The organism is Streptomyces sp. NBC_01478, from assembly GCF_036227225.1.
GTDB lineage: Bacteria > Actinomycetota > Actinomycetes > Streptomycetales > Streptomycetaceae > Streptomyces.
In genome coordinates, this window is sequence record NZ_CP109444.1 from 4,834,638 (window position 1) to 4,853,080 (window position 18,443).

At 71.6% G+C, this 18,443-nt stretch carries 20 protein-coding genes; 10 read left to right on the forward strand and 10 right to left on the reverse strand.

All coding sequences use genetic code 11. From position 1 onward, the window contains the following. Together OG223_RS21655 and OG223_RS21660 are read left to right on the forward strand one after the other, a co-directional pair. Positions 1-198 carry a DUF397 domain-containing protein gene (locus OG223_RS21655; RefSeq protein WP_329251049.1) on the forward strand — a complete coding sequence of 66 codons (198 nt, stop codon included), beginning with the start codon at positions 1-3 and terminating at the stop codon, positions 196-198. 38 nt (positions 199-236) lie between these two features. Continuing rightward, on the forward strand, positions 237-437 hold the full coding sequence (locus tag OG223_RS21660; RefSeq protein ID WP_329251051.1) for a DUF397 domain-containing protein: 201 nt from the start codon (positions 237-239) through the stop codon (positions 435-437). On the opposite strand, the gene OG223_RS21665 is transcribed toward OG223_RS21660, so the two are convergent. The 7 genes from OG223_RS21665 to hutU all read right to left on the reverse strand — a co-directional run bounded on the left by OG223_RS21665 (position 424) and on the right by hutU (position 8,516). Further along, positions 424-1,344: a CehA/McbA family metallohydrolase gene (locus OG223_RS21665; protein WP_329251054.1), complete on the reverse strand. Its 921-nt coding sequence runs from the start codon at positions 1,342-1,344 to the stop codon at positions 424-426. The genes OG223_RS21660 and OG223_RS21665 overlap by 14 nt on opposite strands. A 49-nt stretch (positions 1,345-1,393) precedes the next feature. After that, a complete protein-coding gene (locus OG223_RS21670; protein ID WP_329251055.1) occupies positions 1,394-1,804 on the reverse strand; it encodes a hypothetical protein in 411 nt (136 codons plus the stop codon). Positions 1,805-2,282: 478 nt separating this feature from the next. Further along, complete coding sequence (locus OG223_RS21675; RefSeq protein WP_329251058.1) at positions 2,283-2,861, reverse strand: winged helix-turn-helix domain-containing protein; 579 nt, start codon at positions 2,859-2,861, stop codon at positions 2,283-2,285. A gap of 90 nt (positions 2,862-2,951) precedes the next feature. Continuing rightward, positions 2,952-4,139, reverse strand: coding sequence for an imidazolonepropionase (hutI, locus tag OG223_RS21680; RefSeq protein WP_329251060.1), 1,188 nt, complete (start codon positions 4,137-4,139; stop codon positions 2,952-2,954). A gap of 35 nt (positions 4,140-4,174) precedes the next feature. Continuing rightward, complete coding sequence (locus OG223_RS21685) at positions 4,175-5,533, reverse strand: formimidoylglutamate deiminase (RefSeq protein ID WP_329251062.1); 1,359 nt, start codon at positions 5,531-5,533, stop codon at positions 4,175-4,177. Beyond that, a complete protein-coding gene (locus OG223_RS21690) occupies positions 5,530-6,798 on the reverse strand; it encodes an allantoate amidohydrolase (RefSeq protein ID WP_443073731.1) in 1,269 nt (422 codons plus the stop codon). Before OG223_RS21690 ends, OG223_RS21685 begins: the two co-directional genes overlap by 4 nt. A 35-nt stretch (positions 6,799-6,833) precedes the next feature. Further along, positions 6,834-8,516, reverse strand: coding sequence for a urocanate hydratase (gene hutU, locus OG223_RS21695; RefSeq protein WP_329251068.1), 1,683 nt, complete (start codon positions 8,514-8,516; stop codon positions 6,834-6,836). A gap of 164 nt (positions 8,517-8,680) precedes the next feature. On the opposite strand from hutU, the gene OG223_RS21700 reads away from it, so the two are divergent. The 5 genes from OG223_RS21700 to OG223_RS21720 all read left to right on the forward strand — a co-directional run bounded on the left by OG223_RS21700 (position 8,681) and on the right by OG223_RS21720 (position 12,394). After that, positions 8,681-10,060 carry a diaminopimelate decarboxylase gene (locus OG223_RS21700; RefSeq protein ID WP_329251071.1) on the forward strand — a complete coding sequence of 460 codons (1,380 nt, stop codon included), beginning with the start codon at positions 8,681-8,683 and terminating at the stop codon, positions 10,058-10,060. Positions 10,061-10,242: 182 nt separating this feature from the next. Further along, the gene (locus OG223_RS21705; protein ID WP_329251074.1) at positions 10,243-10,641 is read left to right on the forward strand and encodes a hypothetical protein; all 399 of its coding nucleotides are present in this window, start codon (positions 10,243-10,245) and stop codon (positions 10,639-10,641) included. Next, positions 10,638-11,456, forward strand: a complete 819-nt coding sequence (locus OG223_RS21710) for a transcriptional regulator (protein WP_329251077.1) — start codon at positions 10,638-10,640, stop codon at positions 11,454-11,456. Before OG223_RS21705 ends, OG223_RS21710 begins: the two co-directional genes overlap by 4 nt. Positions 11,457-11,490: 34 nt before the next feature. Further along, on the forward strand, positions 11,491-11,997 hold the full coding sequence (locus tag OG223_RS21715; RefSeq protein ID WP_329251080.1) for a roadblock/LC7 domain-containing protein: 507 nt from the start codon (positions 11,491-11,493) through the stop codon (positions 11,995-11,997). 22 nt (positions 11,998-12,019) lie between these two features. Further along, complete coding sequence (locus tag OG223_RS21720; RefSeq protein ID WP_329251083.1) at positions 12,020-12,394, forward strand: hypothetical protein; 375 nt, start codon at positions 12,020-12,022, stop codon at positions 12,392-12,394. Between the two features lie 43 nt (positions 12,395-12,437). Here the strand turns inward: OG223_RS21720 and OG223_RS21725 are convergent, their stop codons facing one another. From OG223_RS21725 to OG223_RS21735, 3 genes are all read right to left on the reverse strand, one after another. Beyond that, positions 12,438-13,031, reverse strand: a complete 594-nt coding sequence (locus OG223_RS21725) for a hypothetical protein (RefSeq protein WP_329251086.1) — start codon at positions 13,029-13,031, stop codon at positions 12,438-12,440. 100 nt (positions 13,032-13,131) lie between these two features. Beyond that, on the reverse strand, positions 13,132-14,025 hold the full coding sequence (locus OG223_RS21730; RefSeq protein ID WP_329251088.1) for a MurR/RpiR family transcriptional regulator: 894 nt from the start codon (positions 14,023-14,025) through the stop codon (positions 13,132-13,134). Beyond that, positions 14,022-15,953 (reverse strand): aromatic amino acid ammonia-lyase, encoded by a 1,932-nt coding sequence (locus OG223_RS21735; protein WP_329251091.1) that lies wholly within the window; start codon positions 15,951-15,953, stop codon positions 14,022-14,024. The genes OG223_RS21730 and OG223_RS21735 overlap by 4 nt, the downstream gene beginning before the upstream one ends. A gap of 142 nt (positions 15,954-16,095) precedes the next feature. On the opposite strand from OG223_RS21735, the gene OG223_RS21740 reads away from it, so the two are divergent. Genes OG223_RS21740 through OG223_RS21750 form a run of 3 tightly spaced genes read left to right on the forward strand, consistent with a single transcriptional unit; the run spans position 16,096 to position 18,430 of the window. Then, positions 16,096-17,130 carry an ABC transporter ATP-binding protein gene (locus tag OG223_RS21740; RefSeq protein ID WP_329251094.1) on the forward strand — a complete coding sequence of 345 codons (1,035 nt, stop codon included), beginning with the start codon at positions 16,096-16,098 and terminating at the stop codon, positions 17,128-17,130. Then, entirely contained in the window at positions 17,127-17,768 is a 642-nt protein-coding gene (locus tag OG223_RS21745; protein WP_200688965.1) for an ABC transporter permease, read from the forward strand. Before OG223_RS21740 ends, OG223_RS21745 begins: the two co-directional genes overlap by 4 nt. Further along, positions 17,768-18,430 (forward strand): ABC transporter permease, encoded by a 663-nt coding sequence (locus OG223_RS21750; RefSeq protein WP_329265411.1) that lies wholly within the window; start codon positions 17,768-17,770, stop codon positions 18,428-18,430. The genes OG223_RS21745 and OG223_RS21750 overlap by 1 nt, the downstream gene beginning before the upstream one ends. The last annotated feature ends 13 nt before the right edge of the window (positions 18,431-18,443 follow it).

The following is an 18,443-nucleotide window of genomic DNA, read 5'->3' on the forward strand; positions in this document are numbered from 1 at the left end:
ATGACCCATGCCCTGCACTGGCAGAAGTCCACCTTCTCGGGCGGCGGCGAAGGCAACACCTGCGTCGAAGTCGCCGCCACCCCCAACACCCTCCACCTCCGCGAGAGTGACACCCCCACCACCCAACTCACCACCAGCACCGCCCCTTTGACTCACCTCATACGTGGCATCAAAGCCGGCCGATTCACACTTAGCTGACCAAGGGCACCCCGGCAGAAGGAATCGCGAGGACCTACATGCCCCAGAACAAGCACTGGCAAAAGTCCACCTTCTCCGACGGCAGCGATGGGGACACCTGCGTCGAACTCGCCGCCACGCCCAACACCCTCCACCTCCGTGAAAGCGACACCCCGAACACCGAACTCACCACCACCGCCACCCCGTTGACCCACCTCATACACGGCGTGAAGTCGGGCCTGTTCGTCAGCGAAGAATGATCGGGTTGCTCAGCGCCGCCATGCTCCCGCCAGGATGACGCACCTCGACCCGGACGAACGCCGACTCCCGCGCGCTAGTACGCCACTCCACCGCGCCCCCTCCCGCAGCAGACAGCGAAGCAACGTGGGTCCTCCCCCGCTCGGTGTGAAAACTGACCACCCCCGAAGGCACCCCACACACACCCGCCCGAGCCACCACCGGTCCGTCAAAGCGCTCCAACTGCTCACCGATACCAACTCGTTGAGCACCCGCAGAAACCTCGAACGACAACTCGACGTCGACAGACCCGGCGATCCAACTCCGCCCGGCGCGAATGCCCGCGAGCACCGCGGCCGTACTCAGCTCACCGGCCCGCACGACGGTGTGGGGAACGCCGATCTGCCCCGACAGGTGCGCGTCGCTGTTGCCCATCGCCGGCCGCCAAGCGCCGCGCCTGACATCCGCTTCAAGACACCGCCCCCACTCCGCCAACGCCGCCTCGTTGTCCGCCTGCCAGGGCAGGTCCGAACTCCACGCCCCGTTCCAGACCTCCACCGCGTCGAACCCCTCGTGGGGGTACAGGAACGTCCCCGAGTCGTACGGCGCGTGCGGATGGGCCACCACACACAGCCCACCGCCGCGACGGACCTCGTCGAGATGCCGGTCGATCACCTCGTCCCGCACGCCGTACCGCCAGTCGACCACCTGCCCGTACCGGACACCGAGCGCGAGCCAGTGCCCGGTACGGGTGGTGACCTCCTGCCCCAGGATCACCAGCAGGTCGTCACCGCCGTAGCGACCCCACGTGCCATGCGTATCCGCGCTGTTGTGCTCGGTGGCGGCCAGGAAGTCCAGCCCGGCCGCCCGTGCCTCGGCGGCAAGACTCTCCGGCGTCAGCTCACCGCCGTGCGAACACACCGAGTGCACGTGACAGTCGCCCCGGTACCAGCGACCTTCTCGACCGGCGGTCACCCGATCACGCGGCGTCGAGGGCAGCGGTGATCTTGCGGACCATCTCCGCCATGACCGGGCTCGGCTCGCCCTTCTTGGGTCGGACCGCCGCTTCGACGGCGACCAGGACGGTGCTGCGGAAGTTGTCGGCCTCCGCCGGATCCTGCTTCGTGAGCAGGCTCATCGCGCTGGTCAGGGCCGGCAGCACGTGGTCGGCGATCTCGGCCACGGACTTGCCGTCCAGGTGAGCGATCTTGGAGTTCTCGGCGAGGACGTGGCCGACCTGGCCGGTCGCCGAGCTCAGCGCGAGGCTGCCCTGGGTGGCGATCCGGTGCGGCGAACCGGCGACGGCACCGGCGGCCGACAGGAGGGTGACGGCGCCGTACGCGGCGGTACGCAGGGTGTTCTTGTCCTGGTCGGTAAGGGTGATGGCCATGATGGTCTACTCCTTGGGATCGGGCGCGGCCCCGGTCGGGACTCGGTTCGCCTTCCTTCTGGAACAGAGCCTGCGCCCACCCGGTTTCACGACGCCCTCACCGCGCTTTCAGCGCACAAGCGGCCCATGAAAATCGGCCCTCCCCGGCACGGGGCCCCCGACGGTGAAGTCGATGCGCGCCCTCGGCGACCAGCCGTACGAGAGTTCGCGGAAGCACGGCCACAACCAACTCAGACACCAAAAAGGGGGCCCAAAGCTTGCGCCTCTCAGCCTTCCGTCGGGCGCGGTGACGCCGACGAGTGCAGGAGCCGTAGACCTGCCTCTACCAGTAGCCAGCCGAGGCGGGCCCGGACCGGGGTACCGGTCCGGACCGGACGGTCGGCGCGGGCGGTTCGGCACAGCTCCCAAGCTCGGGCCTGTGCGCGCAGATCGGCGGCGCGGGCGGCGTGGAGGCGGAGGTGCAAGCCCGGATGGTGGTTCATGATGCGGCTTCCCCCCGGCGGTTGCGGAACGCTACGCGCAACACGGTCACCGGCTCGGCCCCTTCCGGGCGTCGTGACGGGTCGTCGAACCGCTCACCGTAGGACTCCAGCAGCACCGAGATCCGTTCCCTTACCTCGGCGAGTTCGGCGGCCGTCAGGTAGACGATGTCGTCGCCGAACTGCTCCGCCTCGCGCCACTCGCGCGGCAGTTGGTGCCGGGTCTCGACCGCGTGGGTCATCCACTCGAAGTACCGCTCCGCCACGGCAGTGTTGAGCGTCTCGGCCGCCTCGCTGTCGACGCCCCGCCAGTCGGTGTAGCGGGCCGTGGCCCGCCAGGGCTTCTCCCGGCCCTGGCCGCCCTCGGCTTCCTCGACCAGGCCGTACTTGGCGAGTATCCGCAGGTGGTATGAGCAGCTCGCCACGGACTCGCCGGTGAGCTCCGCGGCACGGGTCGCAGTGAATGGCCCTTCAACACGCAGCAGCCCGACGAGTTTCATCCGGGTGGGGTGGGCGTAGGCCCGCAGGGCGTGAGGGTCCGCAAGATGGACGGTGCGCTTGGGCGTAAGCTCGGGCATGCATCTAAAGCTATCTTTCTAAAGACTCCTTTACAAGCAGTCCAAGGAATCACGCCCCGCCCTCTTGGACGACGTGTGCAGCGACATCAGTCAGACCACCCGCACCCCCCGCCGCCACACCCCCCTCACCAACGGCACCCCCGGCCGATAAGCGAGATGCACATGGCTCGGCGCATCCAGCAGAGTCAGGTCGGCGCGCGCCCCTACCGCGATCCGGCCCACGTCGTCGCGTCGCAACGCCGCCGCCCCGCCCGCCGTGGCCGCCCACACCGCCTCGTCCGGAGTCATCCCCATGTCCCGTACCGCCAGCGCGATGCAGAAGGGGACGGAGGACGTGAAGGACGAGCCCGGGTTGCAGTCCGTCGACAGGGCGACCGTGACGCCCGCGTCCAGCAGGCGGCGCGCGTCCGGCCACTCCGCCCGCGTCGAGAACTCGGCGCCGGGGAGGAGAGTCGCGACCGTCCGGCCGGCCGCCAGCGCGTCCACGTCCGCGTCCGTCAGATGCGTGCAGTGGTCCGCGCTCGCCGCGTCCAGTTCCACGGCGAGTTGGACGCCCGGGCCGTAGGAGAGCTGGTTGGCGTGGATGCGTGGGTGCAGGCCCTTCGCCTTGCCCGCCGTGAGGATCGCGCGCGCCTGGTCGCCGTCGAACGCGCCCTTCTCGCAGAACACGTCGATCCAACGGGCGTGCGGTGCGCAGGCGTTGAGCATCTCGCCGGTGACCAGCGCCACGTACGCGGCGGGGTCGTCGGCGTAGTCGGGCGAGACGATGTGCGCGCCGAGGTACGTCACCTCGTCCGTGTGCGCGGCGGCGATGCGCAGGGCGCGCGACTCGTCGGCGACCGTCAGGCCGTAGCCGGACTTCGTCTCGAAGGTGGTGGTGCCCTGGCGGAGGGCCTCGTCCAGGTAACGGGTGAGGTTCGCCTCCAGTTCCGCGTCGCTCGCCGCGCGCGTCGCCGCGACCGTCGTACGGATGCCGCCCGCGCTGTACGCCCGCCCGGACATGCGGGCGTTGAACTCCTGGGTGCGGTCGCCCGCGAAGACGAGGTGCGAGTGGGAGTCCACGAAGCCCGGCAGGACCGCCCTCCCACCGGCGTCGACCCGATTGTCAGTGGCGGGTGCTTTGCTTGTTTCACCGGTCCACGCGATGCGGTCGCCGTCGATGACGACGGCCGCGTCCTGGATCAGACCGAGGGGAGAGCCGCCGCCGAGGGAGAGGGAGGGGTCGTTGGTGACCAGCGTGGCGATGTTGGTGATGACAGTGCTGACTGTGCTGCTCATCGTGTCCTCGTGGGTGCGGGGGTCGGCGATCGTCTCTACGCGCGCAGGGCTTCCACGGCCTGCGCCAAGGCCTGCGGCACATCCGGTACGAGCGCGTGCGCCCCGTCGCGTACGACGTGCCGGCCGCCCACGACCGTGTGCCGTACGTCCGCTGCCGTCGCCGCGAATACGGCCGTCTCGGCGCCGAGCCTGGGCAGCGGGCCCGCTGTCCTGACCGAGTCGAGCGCGATCGTCGTGAAGTCGGCGAGGGCGCCTGCCGTCAGGCTGCCCGCTTCGTCCCAGCCGAGTGCCGCGTGGCCGTCCGCCGAGGCGGCGCGGAGCAGGGCCGCCGCCGTCCAGTGACCCCGGGTGCGGGTGCGCAGGCGCTCGTTCAGCTCCATCGCGCGGGCCTCTTCGAGCAGGTCGATGACGGCGTGACTGTCCGAGCCGAGGGAGAGGGGTGAGCCGGCTCGCTGGAGGGCGACCGCCGGGCCGATGCCGTCGGCCAGGTCCCGTTCCGTCGTCGGGCACATGCAGGTGCCCGTCCCGGTGGAGCCCAGCAGCGCGATGTCCCCGTCCGTGAGGTGCGTGTTGTGGACGCCCGTGGTGCGCGGGCCCAACACCCCGTGGTCGGCGAGGAGTTGGGTCGGGGTGCAGTCGTGGGCCGTGCGGCAGGCGTCGTTCTCCGCCGTCTGCTCGGACAGGTGGACGTGGAGCGGGGCCCGCCGCTCCTCGGCCCAGCGGGCCACCGTCGCCAACTCACCGGCGGGCACGGCCCGTACGGAGTGGATGGCGGCACCGATCCTCGCGTGATCCCGTTCCTTGAGAAGTGAACAGCGTTCCGCCCAGGCGTCCGCGCTCCCGTCGGAGAAGCGCAACTGGTGGCGGTTGGGGGGCTGTCCGAAGCCAGAGGAGAGGTAGGCGGTGTCGAGGAGGGTAATGCGGATACCGGCTTCGGAGGCGGCGGCGACGAGCGCCTCGCCCATGGCGTTGGGGTCGGCGTACGGGGTGCCGCCGTGGGCGTGGTGCACGTAGTGGAACTCGCCGACCGCCGTGATCCCGGCCAGCGCCATCTCGGCGTACACCGCGCGGGCCAGTGCGTGGTAGGTGTCCGGGGTGAGCTGGTCGGCGAAGGAGTACATCACCTCGCGCCAGGTCCAGAAGGTGCCGGAGCCGACCTGGACGGTGCCGCGCAGGGCGCGGTGGAAGGCGTGGCTGTGGGCGTTGGCGAGGCCGGGGAGGGTGAGTCCGCGGAGGATCTCGGCGCCGGGGGGCGGGGTGTCGATCTCGGTGCGGACGGCCGCGATCCGTCCGTCGCTCACCTCCAGGGCGACGCCCGGCTCGACGTTGGTGTCGAGCCAGGCGTGTTCCAGCCAGTACGTCCGCGTGGTGGGATGCGTGGTGGGGTGCGTCACCTGCAGGCCAGCCCTTCCAGTACGTCGGCGAGTGCGGTCACCCCGGCCACGCAGTCGTCCTCGGCCGCGAACTCGGCCGGGGAGTGCGAGACGCCCGTGGGGTTGCGCACGAACAGCATGGCGGTCGGGATGCTCCCGGAGAGGATTCCGGCGTCGTGTCCGGCACCGGTGCCGAGGACGGGGACGGTCAGGTGCGTGTCCTGGCCGTCGGTCCTGCCCAGGACCCGGGCGAGTTCGTCGCGCAGGGCGTGGTCGAACTCGACGACGGGGGTGAAGGACTCCCGGACGACGTCCAGGTCGACGCCATGGGCTTCGGCGTACTCGCGGGCCGCCTTCTCGACGCCGGTGACCACGGTGTCGAGGGTCTGCTGATCGGCGGCGCGGGAGTCGAGCCAGCCGCGCACCAGGGAGGGGATGGCGTTGACGCCGTTCGGCTCGACGGCGATCTTCCCGAACGTGGCGACGGCACCGGCGAGTTGGGCCTCGCGCCGGGCGGCGAGCACGGTCTCGGCGTACGACAGCATCGGGTCACGGCGGTCCACCAGCCTCGTCGTGCCGGCGTGGTTGGCCTCGCCCCGGAAGTCGAACCGCCACCGCCCGTGCGGCCAGATGGCGCTGGCGATGCCGACCCGGTCGCCGGACAGGTCGAGCGCGCGGCCCTGTTCGACGTGGAGTTCGACGAACGCGCCGATGCGGGCGAGCCGTTCGGGGTCGGGACCGATGGCGTCGGCGTCGTAACCGGCCGCCGCCATGGCCTGCGGCAGCGTGACCCCGTCGCCGTCGGTCAGCCGGTGCGCCTGCTCGACGGTGAGCTGCCCGGCGGTCAGGCGTGACCCGACACAGGCGAGCCCGAAGCGGGCGCCCTCCTCGTCACCGAAGTTCACGATGGCGAGCGGCCTGGTGAACTCCACGCCCCTGCCGCGCAGTTCGTCCAGCGCGGCGAAGGACGAGACGACTCCGAGGGGCCCGTCGAAGGCGCCACCGTCGGGTACCGAGTCGAGGTGCGACCCGGTGACCACGGCGTCCCCGGCGGTGGGGTCACCGAGCCAGGCCCACTGGTTGCCGTTGCGGTCGAGTTCGTAGGTCAGGCCGCGGGTCTCGGCTTGCGCCTTGAACCAGGCCCGGCACTCGGCGTCGGCACCGGTCCAGGCGTAGCGGCGGTAGCCGCCGGAGTCGGGGTGCCTTCCGATGGGAAGCAGCTCGCGCCACATCGAGTGGAAGGAATCACCGGTCGGCAAAGCCAAGGCCCGACCTCCTGTCCCCACCGAAGACTCCCCGCCCCGCTCGTCTCCCGGAAGGGTCACGCGTCGTCACCCTCGCGCATGGGCACCCGCACACCCCGCTCGTTCGCGACCCGCTCCGCGATGTCGTAGCCGGCGTCCACGTGGCGGATGACGCCCATGCCGGGGTCGTTGGTCAGGACACGGCGGATCTTCTCGCCGGCGAGAGCCGTGCCGTCAGCGACCGTCACCTGGCCCGCGTGGATGGAGCGGCCCATGCCGACGCCGCCGCCGTGGTGGATGGAGACCCAGGAGGCGCCGGAGGCGACGTTGACCATCGCGTTCAGCAGGGGCCAGTCGGCGATCGCGTCGGAGCCGTCGAGCATGGCCTCGGTCTCGCGGTACGGGGAGGCGACGGAGCCGGAGTCCAGGTGGTCGCGGCCGATGACCAGCGGGGCGGCCAGCTCGCCGGAGGCCACCATGTCGTTGAAGCGCTCGCCGGCCTTGTCGCGCTCGCCGTAGCCGAGCCAGCAGATGCGGGCGGGCAGGCCCTGGAAGTGGACGCGTTCGCCCGCCATCTTGATCCAGCGGTGCAGGGACTCGTTCTCGGGGAAGAGGTCGAGGATCGCCTTGTCCGTCTTGTGGATGTCGGAGGCCTCGCCGGACAGGGCGGCCCAGCGGAAGGGGCCCTTGCCCTCGGAGAACAGGGGGCGGATGTAGGCGGGGACGAAGCCGGGGAAGGCGAACGCCCGCTCGTACCCGGCGAGTTGGGCCTCGCCGCGGATCGAGTTGCCGTAGTCGAAGACCTCGGCGCCGGCGTCCATGAAGCCGACCATCGCCTCGACGTGCTTGGCCATGGACTCGCGGGCGCGGGCGGTGAAGCCCGCCGGGTCCTTGGCGGCGGCGTCGGCCATGTCCTCGAAGGCGATGCCGATCGGCAGGTAGGCCAGCGGGTCGTGGGCCGAGGTCTGGTCGGTCACGATGTCGATGGGGGCGCCCTCGGCGAGCATCTGCGGGAACAGTTCGGCGGCGTTGCCGAGGAGGCCGATGGAGAGCGGGCGGCGGGCGTCGCGGGCCTCGACGGCGAGCTGGAGGGCGTGCGCGAGGGAGTCGGCGCGGACGTCGAGGTAGCGGTGCTCGATGCGGCGCTCGATGGCGCGCGGGTCGACGTCGATACAGATCGCGACGCCGTCGTTCATCGTGACCGCGAGGGGCTGGGCGCCGCCCATGCCGCCGAGGCCGGCGGTGAGGGTGATGGTCCCGGCGAGGGTGCCGTTGACCCCTTTACCAATTGAATGCAGCTTCGCGGCGACGGCGGCGAAGGTCTCGTAGGTGCCCTGGAGGATGCCCTGGGTGCCGATGTAGATCCACGAACCGGCGGTCATCTGGCCGTACATGGTGAGGCCGAGGGCCTCCAGGCGGCGGAACTCCTCCCAGTTGGCCCAGTCGCCGACCAGGTTGGAGTTGGCGATGAGGACGCGCGGCGCCCACTCGTGGGTCTGCATCACGCCGACGGGGCGGCCGGACTGGACGAGCATCGTCTCGTCCTGCTTGAGGGTGCGCAGGGTGCGGACCATGGCGTCGAAGGAGCGCCAGTCGCGGGCGGCCTTGCCGGTGCCGCCGTAGACGACGAGCTTGTCGGGGTGCTCGGCGACCTCGGGGTCCAGGTTGTTCTGCAGCATCCGCAGGGCGGCTTCCTGCTGCCATCCCAGGGCGCTCAGTTCCGTACCGCGCGGTGCTCGTACGGGGCGGGGTCCTGACATGGTCTGCCTCCTAGCGGACTGCTCTCAGCGGATTTCCTACTACAGCTATTCACATCCTGACTTCGTGAATAGAACTAGTCAATACGTGGGGGCGTCTCTGTGGGCAGTCTCTGGATGTTTGGCTGGATGTACCGACCACCGACAACGACACGACGGGGGACGCAGTGAACGACGTACACCAGGGTCACACGGACGGCGCCGAGCGGACCGCGCGCCGGGACCAGGCGGTCCGGGCCGCCGTGGAGCAGGGGCTGCTGGGGCCGGGCTCGCCCATCGTCGCACTGCTGGACGTGACCGGTATCCGGGAGTCCGCGGCGGCGCTGCGCGCGGCGTTCGACGCGGTGGTGGCGCCCGGGACGCCCGTGCTGCACGCGTTCGCCGTGAAGGCGAGCCCGCTGGTACCGGTGCTGCGGCTGCTGCACGAGGAGGGGATCGGCGCGGAGGTGGCGAGCCCGGGCGAGTTGGCGCTGGCGCGGGCGGCGGGCGTACGGCCGGAGCGGACCGTGCTCGACGCGCCCGCGAAGACGCCCGCGGAGCTGCGGGAGGCGCTGGCGCTGGGGATCGCGGTGAACGTCGACAATCCGCAGGAGTTGGAGCGGGTGGACGGGCTGATGCGGTCGGCGAGCAGTCGTTCGCCGCTCGGGATCCGGGTCAATCCGCAGATCGGTGGAGGGTCGATCGCCGCGTTGTCCACCGCCACGGCGACCTCGAAGTTCGGGGTGGCGCTGCGGGACGAGGGGGCGCGCGAGTGGGTGGTGCGGGCGTTCGCCGAGCGGCCGTGGCTGACCCGGCTGCACGCGCACACCGGGTCGCAGGGGATTCCGCTGGCGCTGCTCGCGCGGGGTGTCGCCGAGACGTACGAGCTGGCGGAGGAGATCAACGCGCGGCTCGGGCGGCGGCAGATCGACACGCTCGACATCGGCGGCGGGCTCGGGGTGAACTTCGGCTCGGACGCGACGAGTCCGACGTACGCCCAGTACGCGCGGCTGTTGAAGGAGGCGGTGCCGGGGCTGTTCGACGGGCGGTACGGGCTGGTGACCGAGTTCGGGCGGTCGATGCTGGCCAAGGAGGGCACGGTGGTGGCCCGGGTCGAGTACGCGAAGAGCGCCGGCGGGCGGGCGATCGCGATCACGCACGCGGGGGTGCAGGTCGCGACGCGGACGGTGTACGCGCCGCAGTCGTGGCCGCTGCGGATCGCCGCCTACGACGGGAAGGGGCGGCCCAAGTCGGGGGCGGACGTGGTGCAGGACGTCGCCGGGCCTGCCTGTTTCGCGGGGGATCTGCTCGCCGAGGGACAGGCGTTGCCCTTGCTGGAGCAGGGTGACCACGCGGCGGCGCTGGACACCGGGGCGTACTACTTCGCGGCGCACTACGCCTACAACTCCCTTGCCCGGCCCGGCATTTACGGGTTCGTCCAGGACGGTGCCGGGGGTGTGGCGTTCGCGACCGTGCGGGAGCCGCAGACGTCGGCGGAGATCGTGGCCGAATCCGGCGGGGCGCACTCCGCCTCGCTCACCACCCTGCGCGCGTCCGGGCGCCGTTGACGCGCGCCGGTGGGCGCGCGGTTCAACTGGCTCACGCAACTGGTGTGAAAACGGGGTCAGTTGACCCACCTTAGTCACTCGGGGCATGTCCCACTGGAAAATGCCAGATCCCTCACCCGTCGGCCACACGGTGCGTAGCTTCGTCGTCACTCAGCCGAACCGCAGGCGGGAGGGGAGCCACGGTGCCCGGAATCGACGAGTGCTTACTGGAGGCCATGCGACTGCCCGGTGCCCGGGGCGCCGCGCTGGTCGACTGGACGAGTGGGCTGGCCCTGGGCGTCGTAGGAGAGTCGCCCGGGGGTGACCAGGAGGCCAGTGCGGCCGAGGCCGCGGAGTTGGCCCGGCTGGCGGCCGAGCACCGGGCGTTCGCGTCCGACGCGTCCGAGGGGGAGGAGGCCGACGATCCTCCGCTGGAGGATCTGATCGTCAGCAACCGGGACAGCTATCACGTGCTGCGGTTCGTGCGGACGTCGTTCGACAGCAGCGTGTTCCTGCATCTGTGGCTGGCCCGTGCGGAGGGCAATCTCGCGCTGGCCCGGATCAGGCTCGGCGAGATGGCCGGACGGCTGGTGCTCGGATGACCGCCGTCAGGACCACCCCGGCCACCCCGCCGCCGCGGCTGCCCGTACGGGCCAAGGCCGACGCCGGTGAGCGGGGCTGGGGCGGGGTCTCGCCGATGCTGACCAGGCTCGCCACCGAGGAGGCGACCGGGGTGCTCGTGCGCGAGCGCGGCAGCCTGCATCTCGTCGACGGCGAGGTCGTGCACGCCGAGAGCCCGTCCGCCCCCGGTCTCGACCTGCTCCTCACCGCGCACGGCACCCTGCGCGCCGGGGCCTGGGAGGCCGCCGCCAAGGCGACCGACGACCGGCACGCCACGACCCGACTGCTGCTGGACGGCGGCCAGTTGAGCACGGGCGCGCTGGAGCTGTGCCATCTGGGGGCGCTGTACGACGCGGCGTACTTCGTGCTCGCGCCGAGCAGCACCCCGGGGCGGTTCCGGTACGGCGTGACGCATCCGCTCGGTGGTGTGCGGCCGGTTCCGGTGGCCGCACTGGAGCGGGAGACGCTGCGCCGCCGCGATCTGCTGCACCGCGTCTGGCCGGACGCGGCGACGGACGGCGCGCCATTGGTGCGGGCCGACCCCGTCGCGCCCCCGCCGATCACCGCCCGGCAGGCGGCGGTGCTGGCCCGGGTGGACGGCGTACGGACGGCGCCGGACATCGCACGGCTGCTGGGCCGGCGGGCGTACCCCACGCTGCTGGACGTCCGGCGGCTGGTGTCGGCGGGGCTCGTCTCGCCCCGCCCGCCCGCACCCGTCGCCGCGACGCTGCCCGACGTCACCGATCCCGACATCACATTGCTGAAGAGGCTCAGGGATGCGCTGGAGGCCCTTTGAGTGGCAGCGAGCACGCGCCGAGAGGAGAGAGCCGATGGCCGCCGAGGCCGAGATCCTCGACGAGCTGCGCCGGTTGAGAGCCCGGGTGCCCCAGTTGACCGGGGCGCTGGCGGCGGGCGTCGACGGTCTCGTACTGGCGCAGGACACCCCGGGCGTCGAGCCGGAGCGGGTGGCCGCGCTGACCGTGACGGCGCTGGGCGTGGCCGTACGGATGGCGGACGCGACCGGGCAGGGCGACTTCCGCGAGCTGATCGTGCGCGGGGTCTACGGCTATGTCGCGACCTACGCGGCCGGCACGGGCGCCGTGCTGACCGTGCTCGCCCAGGACCGGGTGAACGTCGGCCGGCTGCTGCTGGAGGGCCGCCGCGCGGGGGCCCGGATCGGAGAACTGGTCGACGCCGAGGCGGCGGCCGAAGCCCGGGCCGAGGCCGAGGAGAAGGCCAGAGCGGCGCCCCCCAAGACCACCACCGCACGAACGAGAACAGCGCGCGCACCACGCACCACCACAGGCACCAACGCGCGCACCACCACGGAAAGTTGAACGGACCCAAAGGAGCACAGTCATGGCCAACACCGAAACCTCCCTCAAAGAGGCGCTGACCTCCATCGAGGGCGCGACCGGGGTCGCGCTCGTCGACTACACGAGCGGAATGGCGCTCGGCACGATGGGCGGCAGCAAGACCTTCGACCTCGGCGTCGCCGCCGCCGGGAACACCGACGTCGTGCGCTCCAAGCTGCGCACGATGGAGCACCTCGGGCTGAAGGGCGAGATCGAGGACATCCTGATCACCCTGTCGAGCCAGTACCACCTGATCCGGCTGATCAAGGGCCGGGGCGGCAACGGCCTGTTCCTCTACCTGGTGCTGGACTCCACCCGCGCCAACCTGGCGATGGCCCGGCACCAGTTGAAGAGGATCGAGGCGGACCTGGAGGTGTAGCCAGGCGCCGACTGCGCGTAGATCCGGCTGCGCGTAGTTCCGACTACGCGTAGACGTCGCTGCGGCGGCGCGCCCCGCCCGGGGTCGCGTCGCCCGCGGCGATGCCGGTGGAGCGGTAGCCCTTGACCGGCTTGCCGACGGGGCCGCCGTGCCGCTTGTTCAGCCAGTCCACGCGGATCCACAGCAGTGCGTCGTCGGCCCGCTCGCGGCGGCCCAGCCAGGCGGCCTTGAGGCGCAGCCCGGTACCGGCGCCGGCGAGCAGCATGCCGCCGGCCGCCGGCACGGCGAAGGCGCTGCCCAGCGCGAGCAAGAAGGCGAGGACGAGCCACCAGCGGTGGGCTCGGCGCCAGTTCCGTACGGTGACCGCGCGGTCCTGGAGCACATCGTGTTTTCCGGCCCGGGCCGCGGCACGGGCGAGGGTGGTGTAGCGCTTGCGGCGCGCGTACGACACCACGAGCGCCGCGATGATGAACAGGGCGGCCCCGGCCATCACCCCGATCCGGCGCCCGGTGATGCCGGACGGCAGGACGCCGACACCCGCCGCCAGCACCCCGAACCACCACGTCGGGGCGGCTCCGGCCCGTATGACGACTGCCACTCGGGCCAGCCCCTGGACTCTGCGATCTCCGCGTGCCACGTCCCGCCTCCTGGTCGTCCCGGCACAGTTCCGTAAGGCCGCGAGACTAGTGAGGGAACGTGAGACGAGTCTGAGAAGACAGCAGACGGGACAGCGTGTCTCACTCCACGAACAGCCCCCGCGCCGCCGCCCGCGCGTCGAACTGCTCGAGGCGGGCCTGCGCGTCCGGCAGGTCGTCGCACATCGCCTCCAGCAGGACCCGGCCGAGCAGCATCGGCGCGCAGGCCGTGTCGAAGGCGAGGCCGGTGCCGACCGCGGCCGGGATCAGCAGGTCGGAGACCTTGGCGACGGGGGCGAACGCCGAGTCCGCGACGGTGACGACGGTCAGGCCCGCCTCCCTCGCGTACGCCAGCGTGTCGACGACCTCGCGCGGGTGCCGGGGCAGCGCGAAGCACAGCAGGGCGGTGGCGCCGGCCCGGACGGCCGCGTCGATCCGGTCGTGGATCATCGTGCCGCCCTCGTTGAGCAGCCGTACGTCCGGATGGACCTTGGCGGCGAAGTACGCGAAGCCGTACGCCTGGGAGGCCGCCGCGCGCAGCCCGAGCACGGGCAGCGGGCGGGAGGCGGCCAGCAGCCGGCCGGCCTTCGCGACGGGGCGGGGGTCGGCCAGTATCTCGGCGAGGTGCTTGAGGTTCTCGATCTCGGCCTCTACGGCCTGCTGGTACTCGTTGTACGACGCCGTGTCGGTGACGGACTCGGCGGGCGCGACCTCGCGGAGGTGTTTGCGCAGCGCCGGGTAGCCGTCGAAGCCGAGGGCGACCGCGAAGCGGGTCACGGAGGGCTGGCTGACGCCGGCGAGTTCGGCGAGTTCGACGCTGGAGAGGAACGGCACGTCGGCGGCGCGCCGCACCATGCTGTGCGCGATGCGCCGCTGGGTCGGCGTGAGCCGGTGCCCCTCGAAGAGTGCCTGCAGCCGTCCGGCCGGGCTGTCGGTCACATCCGTACTCCTGTCCGTCACACCCGTACTCCCGTCCACAGTCCCGTCCACGCTCATGCCGTGCTCCCCCTCCAGATGTCCGTGAACCGGTCGAGCAGTCCCGCCGCCGCCGTCACATCGTCCGTGAGCGGCCGGTCCGCCGTCTCGTCGGCGAGCACGGACTCGGCCAGCTCCAGCGCGCGGCCGACCGGGAGTTCCGGGTCGGGCCGCAGGCCCCGCTGGCGCAACGCCCGTACGGCGGCGACGAGTTCGCAGCCGACGACGAGACGGTACGCGCGGCAGGCGCGCAGTGTCTGACGTGCGGCGAGCGAGGCGAAGCTGGCCTGTTCCTCGACGCCCCGGGAGAGTACAGCGTGTCCGAGCGAGGCGGGAGCCGAGAACGCGCGCAGGTCGCCGAGGGCGGCAGCGGCGGCGTACTCCAGGATCATCACGCCGGAGGAGGCGGCCTCGTTGTCGGCGAGGAAGGGCTTGAGGCGGGTGAACGCGGGCTCGTTGAGCGAGGAGAGCCGGGAGGTCGACAGACGGGCGACCTGGGTGATCGCGAGCCTGAAGTGGTCCAGGGCGAGGGCGAGTTGGGCCTGGTAGAAGCCGCCGTGGTGGTAGGCGGTCATGTCCTCGGCGGAGATGAAGGGGTTCTCGGCGGCCGCGTTGATCTCGATCGCGAGCACCTCCTCCAGCGCGTCCGCCGCGTCGTGCGCGGGCCCGTGGATCTGCGGCAGACACCGGAAGCCGTACGGGTCCTGGATCCGCCCGAGGGGAGGTGTGGGCCGGTCGGCGGCCCCGATCAACTCCCGCATCCGGCGCGCCACTTCACTCGACCCCCGATGCGGCCGAGCGGCATGCACCGGCGCGGCGAACGGCTCGTGCGACCCGTCGACGGCGAGCAGCGAGAGCGCCCCGACGACCTGCGTCGCCCCGATGAGCCCCCGCAACTCGTGCAGCGCGAGCGCGGATTGGCCAAGAGTGAGCGCGTTGCTGCTGATCAGAGCGAGGGCGTCGTTGTTGTCGAGGGGCTGGGGTTCGGGGACACCCGCGAGGGGGCGCGGCTCGGAGACACCGGCGAGGGTGCCGTCGCCGCCGAGGGAGCGCGGCTCTGAGACGCCCGCGAGGACGTCGTCGCCGTCGAGGAACTGCGGCTCGGGAACTCCAGCGAGGGCATCGCTGCCGCCGAGGGGCCGCGACTCGGAAACTCCAGGGAGGGCACGGGCATGGGAGGCCGCCGCGCCACGGCTACGGGCGCCCTCGGCAGCTCCGCGACCGAAGCCCTCGGTGCCGGAACCACCGGCTCCCCCGGCATCCCGGCTCCCGGCTCCCCCGGCGTCACCGTCTCCGGCGCCACGGCCGCCGGAAGCCCCCGCGCCACCCCCGCCGGAAATCCCCGCACTCCGCCACCCGAAAGCCACCCCACCGGGCCCACCGGCCCCACCCGGCCCACCGGCCCCCTCCGCGCCCCGCCACGGATGCTCCCCCACCAACGCCAGCCCCACCTGAGCCAGCGCCGCGATGTCCCCCGTCCCCACCGACCCGAACTCGTTGACGACCGGGTACACGCCGCTCTCCAGCGCCTCGCACAGCGCCGTGACGACCGTCGGCCGTAGGCCGGCGCCCCCCGCCAGCAACTGGTTCGCGCGGACCGCGAGCATCGCCCGCACCTCCCGGGCCGGGAGTTCGTCGCCGATCGCGCCGGCGTGGCTGCGGAGCAGGCGCAGGCCGTGTTCGGCGGCCGCCTCCGTGGGCACGTCCTCGTTCCGGTTGGCGCCGACGCCCGTCGAGCGGCCGTAGACGCGGCCGGTCGCGGCGATCTGGCGGGCCGCGTCCCAGGACTCGGTCGCGCGCTTCATCGCGTCGGTGCCGGGGACCGGGCGGGCGTCCCCGTCGGCGAGCCGGACCACATCGGCGACCCCGAAGCCGACCCCGTCGAGGACGACCAGATCGGTGCCCCCGGACAGCGCCACATCAGAGGCGTCCACGATCTGAGACGACATAAGGCGACGAACTCCCCTCAATCAGGACACTCGATCTTGCCTGCCGGTCATCCGTTACCTCGGATTAACGCGGAGACATTGACAAACTATTCAGACACCGAGAACTCTGCATGACGTTATACAGCCGGGCAAGGGACAACTCATGATCCAGTTCGACGCGGTCCACAAACGCTTCCCCAACGGCACGACAGCAGTTCACGACCTCTCCCTGGAGATGCCGGAAGGCGGGGTCACCGTACTGGTCGGTTCCTCCGGTTGCGGCAAGACGACCACCCTTCGGATGATCAACCGGATGATCGAACCGACCTCGGGCGTCATCAAGGTCGGCGGCAAGGACGTCACCCAGCAGGACGCCGCCGAACTGCGCCGTTCCATCGGATACGTCATCCAGCAGTCGGGGCTCTTCCCGCACCGCACCGTCCTCGACAACATCGCCACCGTGCCGCTGCTCCTGGGCCACGGCCGGAAGAAGGCCAGGGCCCGCGCGGCCGAGCTCCTGGAGACCGTCGGCCTCGCCGCCGACGCCGGCAAGCGGTACCCGCACCAGCTCTCCGGCGGCCAGCAGCAGCGCGTCGGCGTGGCCCGCGCGCTCGCCGCCGACCCGCCGGTCCTGCTGATGGACGAGCCCTTCGGCGCCGTAGACCCTGTCGTGCGCACCCAGCTCCAGGACGAACTGCTGCGCCTCCAGAAGGAGTTGAACAAGACCATCGTCTTCGTCACGCACGACATCGACGAGGCCGTACGGCTCGGCGACCGCATCGCGATCTTCCGCACCGGCGGCCACCTCGTCCAGTGCGCGGCCCCCGCCGAACTCCTCGCCCGCCCGGCCGACGACTTCGTCGCCGACTTCCTCGGCGCCGAGCGCGGCCTCAAGCTGCTGTCGCTGACGACCCTCGCGGACGTCCCGCAGGGTCCGGCCCCCGAGGGCGGCACCTGGACGCTCGTGCTCGACGAGGCGCGCAAGCCCCTGCACTGGGCCGCCGAGGACGCCGAACTCCCCGTACGGCCGCTGCACGACGGCGACTCCCTGCTCGCCGCCCTCAACGAGTCCGTCGCCTCCCCGAACGGCCTGATCGCCCGCGTCGACGCCGACGGCGTCCTCACCGGCGTCTCCTCCCGCGACGACATCCACACCCACGCGGGCCGGGCGCACGCCGAAGCACGGGTCGCGGCATGACCGTCGACTGGTCGTGGATAGGCGACCACACCGACGACCTCACCAGCCTCACGTTCTCGCATCTCCAGGCCGCGATGACCGCCGTCTTCTTCGGCCTGCTGATCTCGCTCCCGCTGGCCGTGGTCGCCCACCGGGTCCGACCACTCCGAGGCTTCCTGCTCGGCCTGTCGAACGTGCTGTTCACGATCCCGTCGATCGCGATCTTCGTTCTTCTCCTCCCGATCAGCGGCCTCACCCGCACCACCACCGTGATCGGCCTGACGGTCTACACGCTGGTCGTGCTGCTGCGGAACACGGTCGAGGGCCTCGACTCGGTCCCCGCGAAGACGAAGGAGGCCGCGAAGGCGATGGGCACGCGCCCCCTGCGCACGCTCCTCACCGTCGAACTCCCCCTCGCGCTCCCGGTGATCATGGCCGGCGTCCGCATCGCCACCGTCATGTCCATCTCGCTGGTCTCGGTCGCGACCTACATCGGCGACGGCGGCCTCGGCCAGCTCTTCACCGACGGCTTCCAGCGCGACTTCCCGACCCCGGTGATCGTGGGCGTGGTCCTCACCCTGCTGCTGGCCGTGGTCGCGGACGCGGCCCTGGTCGCCCTCCAGTACGTACTCACCCCGTGGACGAGGCGGCGAGCCTGATGTTCGAACTCTTCAAGAACCTCGCCAAGTGGCTGACCAGCGGCTCCCAGTGGGCCGGCACGGACGGCATCGCGCACCGCCTCGCCGAGCACCTCCAGTACTCGCTGCTGGCGACCCTCATCGCGGCCGCGATCGGCCTCCCGCTCGGCCTGCTGATCGGGCACACCGGCAAGGGCGCGTTCCTCGCGATCAACCTCGCCTCCTTCGGCCGCGCGCTGCCGACCGTCGGCCTGGTCGTCCTGGTCTTCCTGGCCAGCGGCCTGTCCATGTGGCCGGTCTACATCGCGCTGGTCGCCCTCGCGGTCCCGTCGATCGTGACGAACACCTACGCCGGCATGACGGCCGTGGACCCGGACGTGAAGGACGCGGCCCGCGGGCAGGGCATGCGCGGCCACCAGGTCCTGTTCCAGGTCGAGTTGCCCCTCGCGCTCCCCCTGATCATGACCGGCCTGCGGCTCGCCCTCATCCAGGTGGTGGCCACCGCCACGATCGCCGCCTACGTCTCCTTCGGGGGCCTGGGCCGCTACGTCTTCGACGGACTCGCCCAGCGCGACCTCGTGCAGGTGCTCGGCGGTGCGGTGCTCGTCGCCCTCGTCGCGATCGTCCTCGACCTCGGCCTCTCCGCCCTCCAGCGCTACCTCTTCCGCCACCGCACCGCCTAGGGAAACCGGGAAC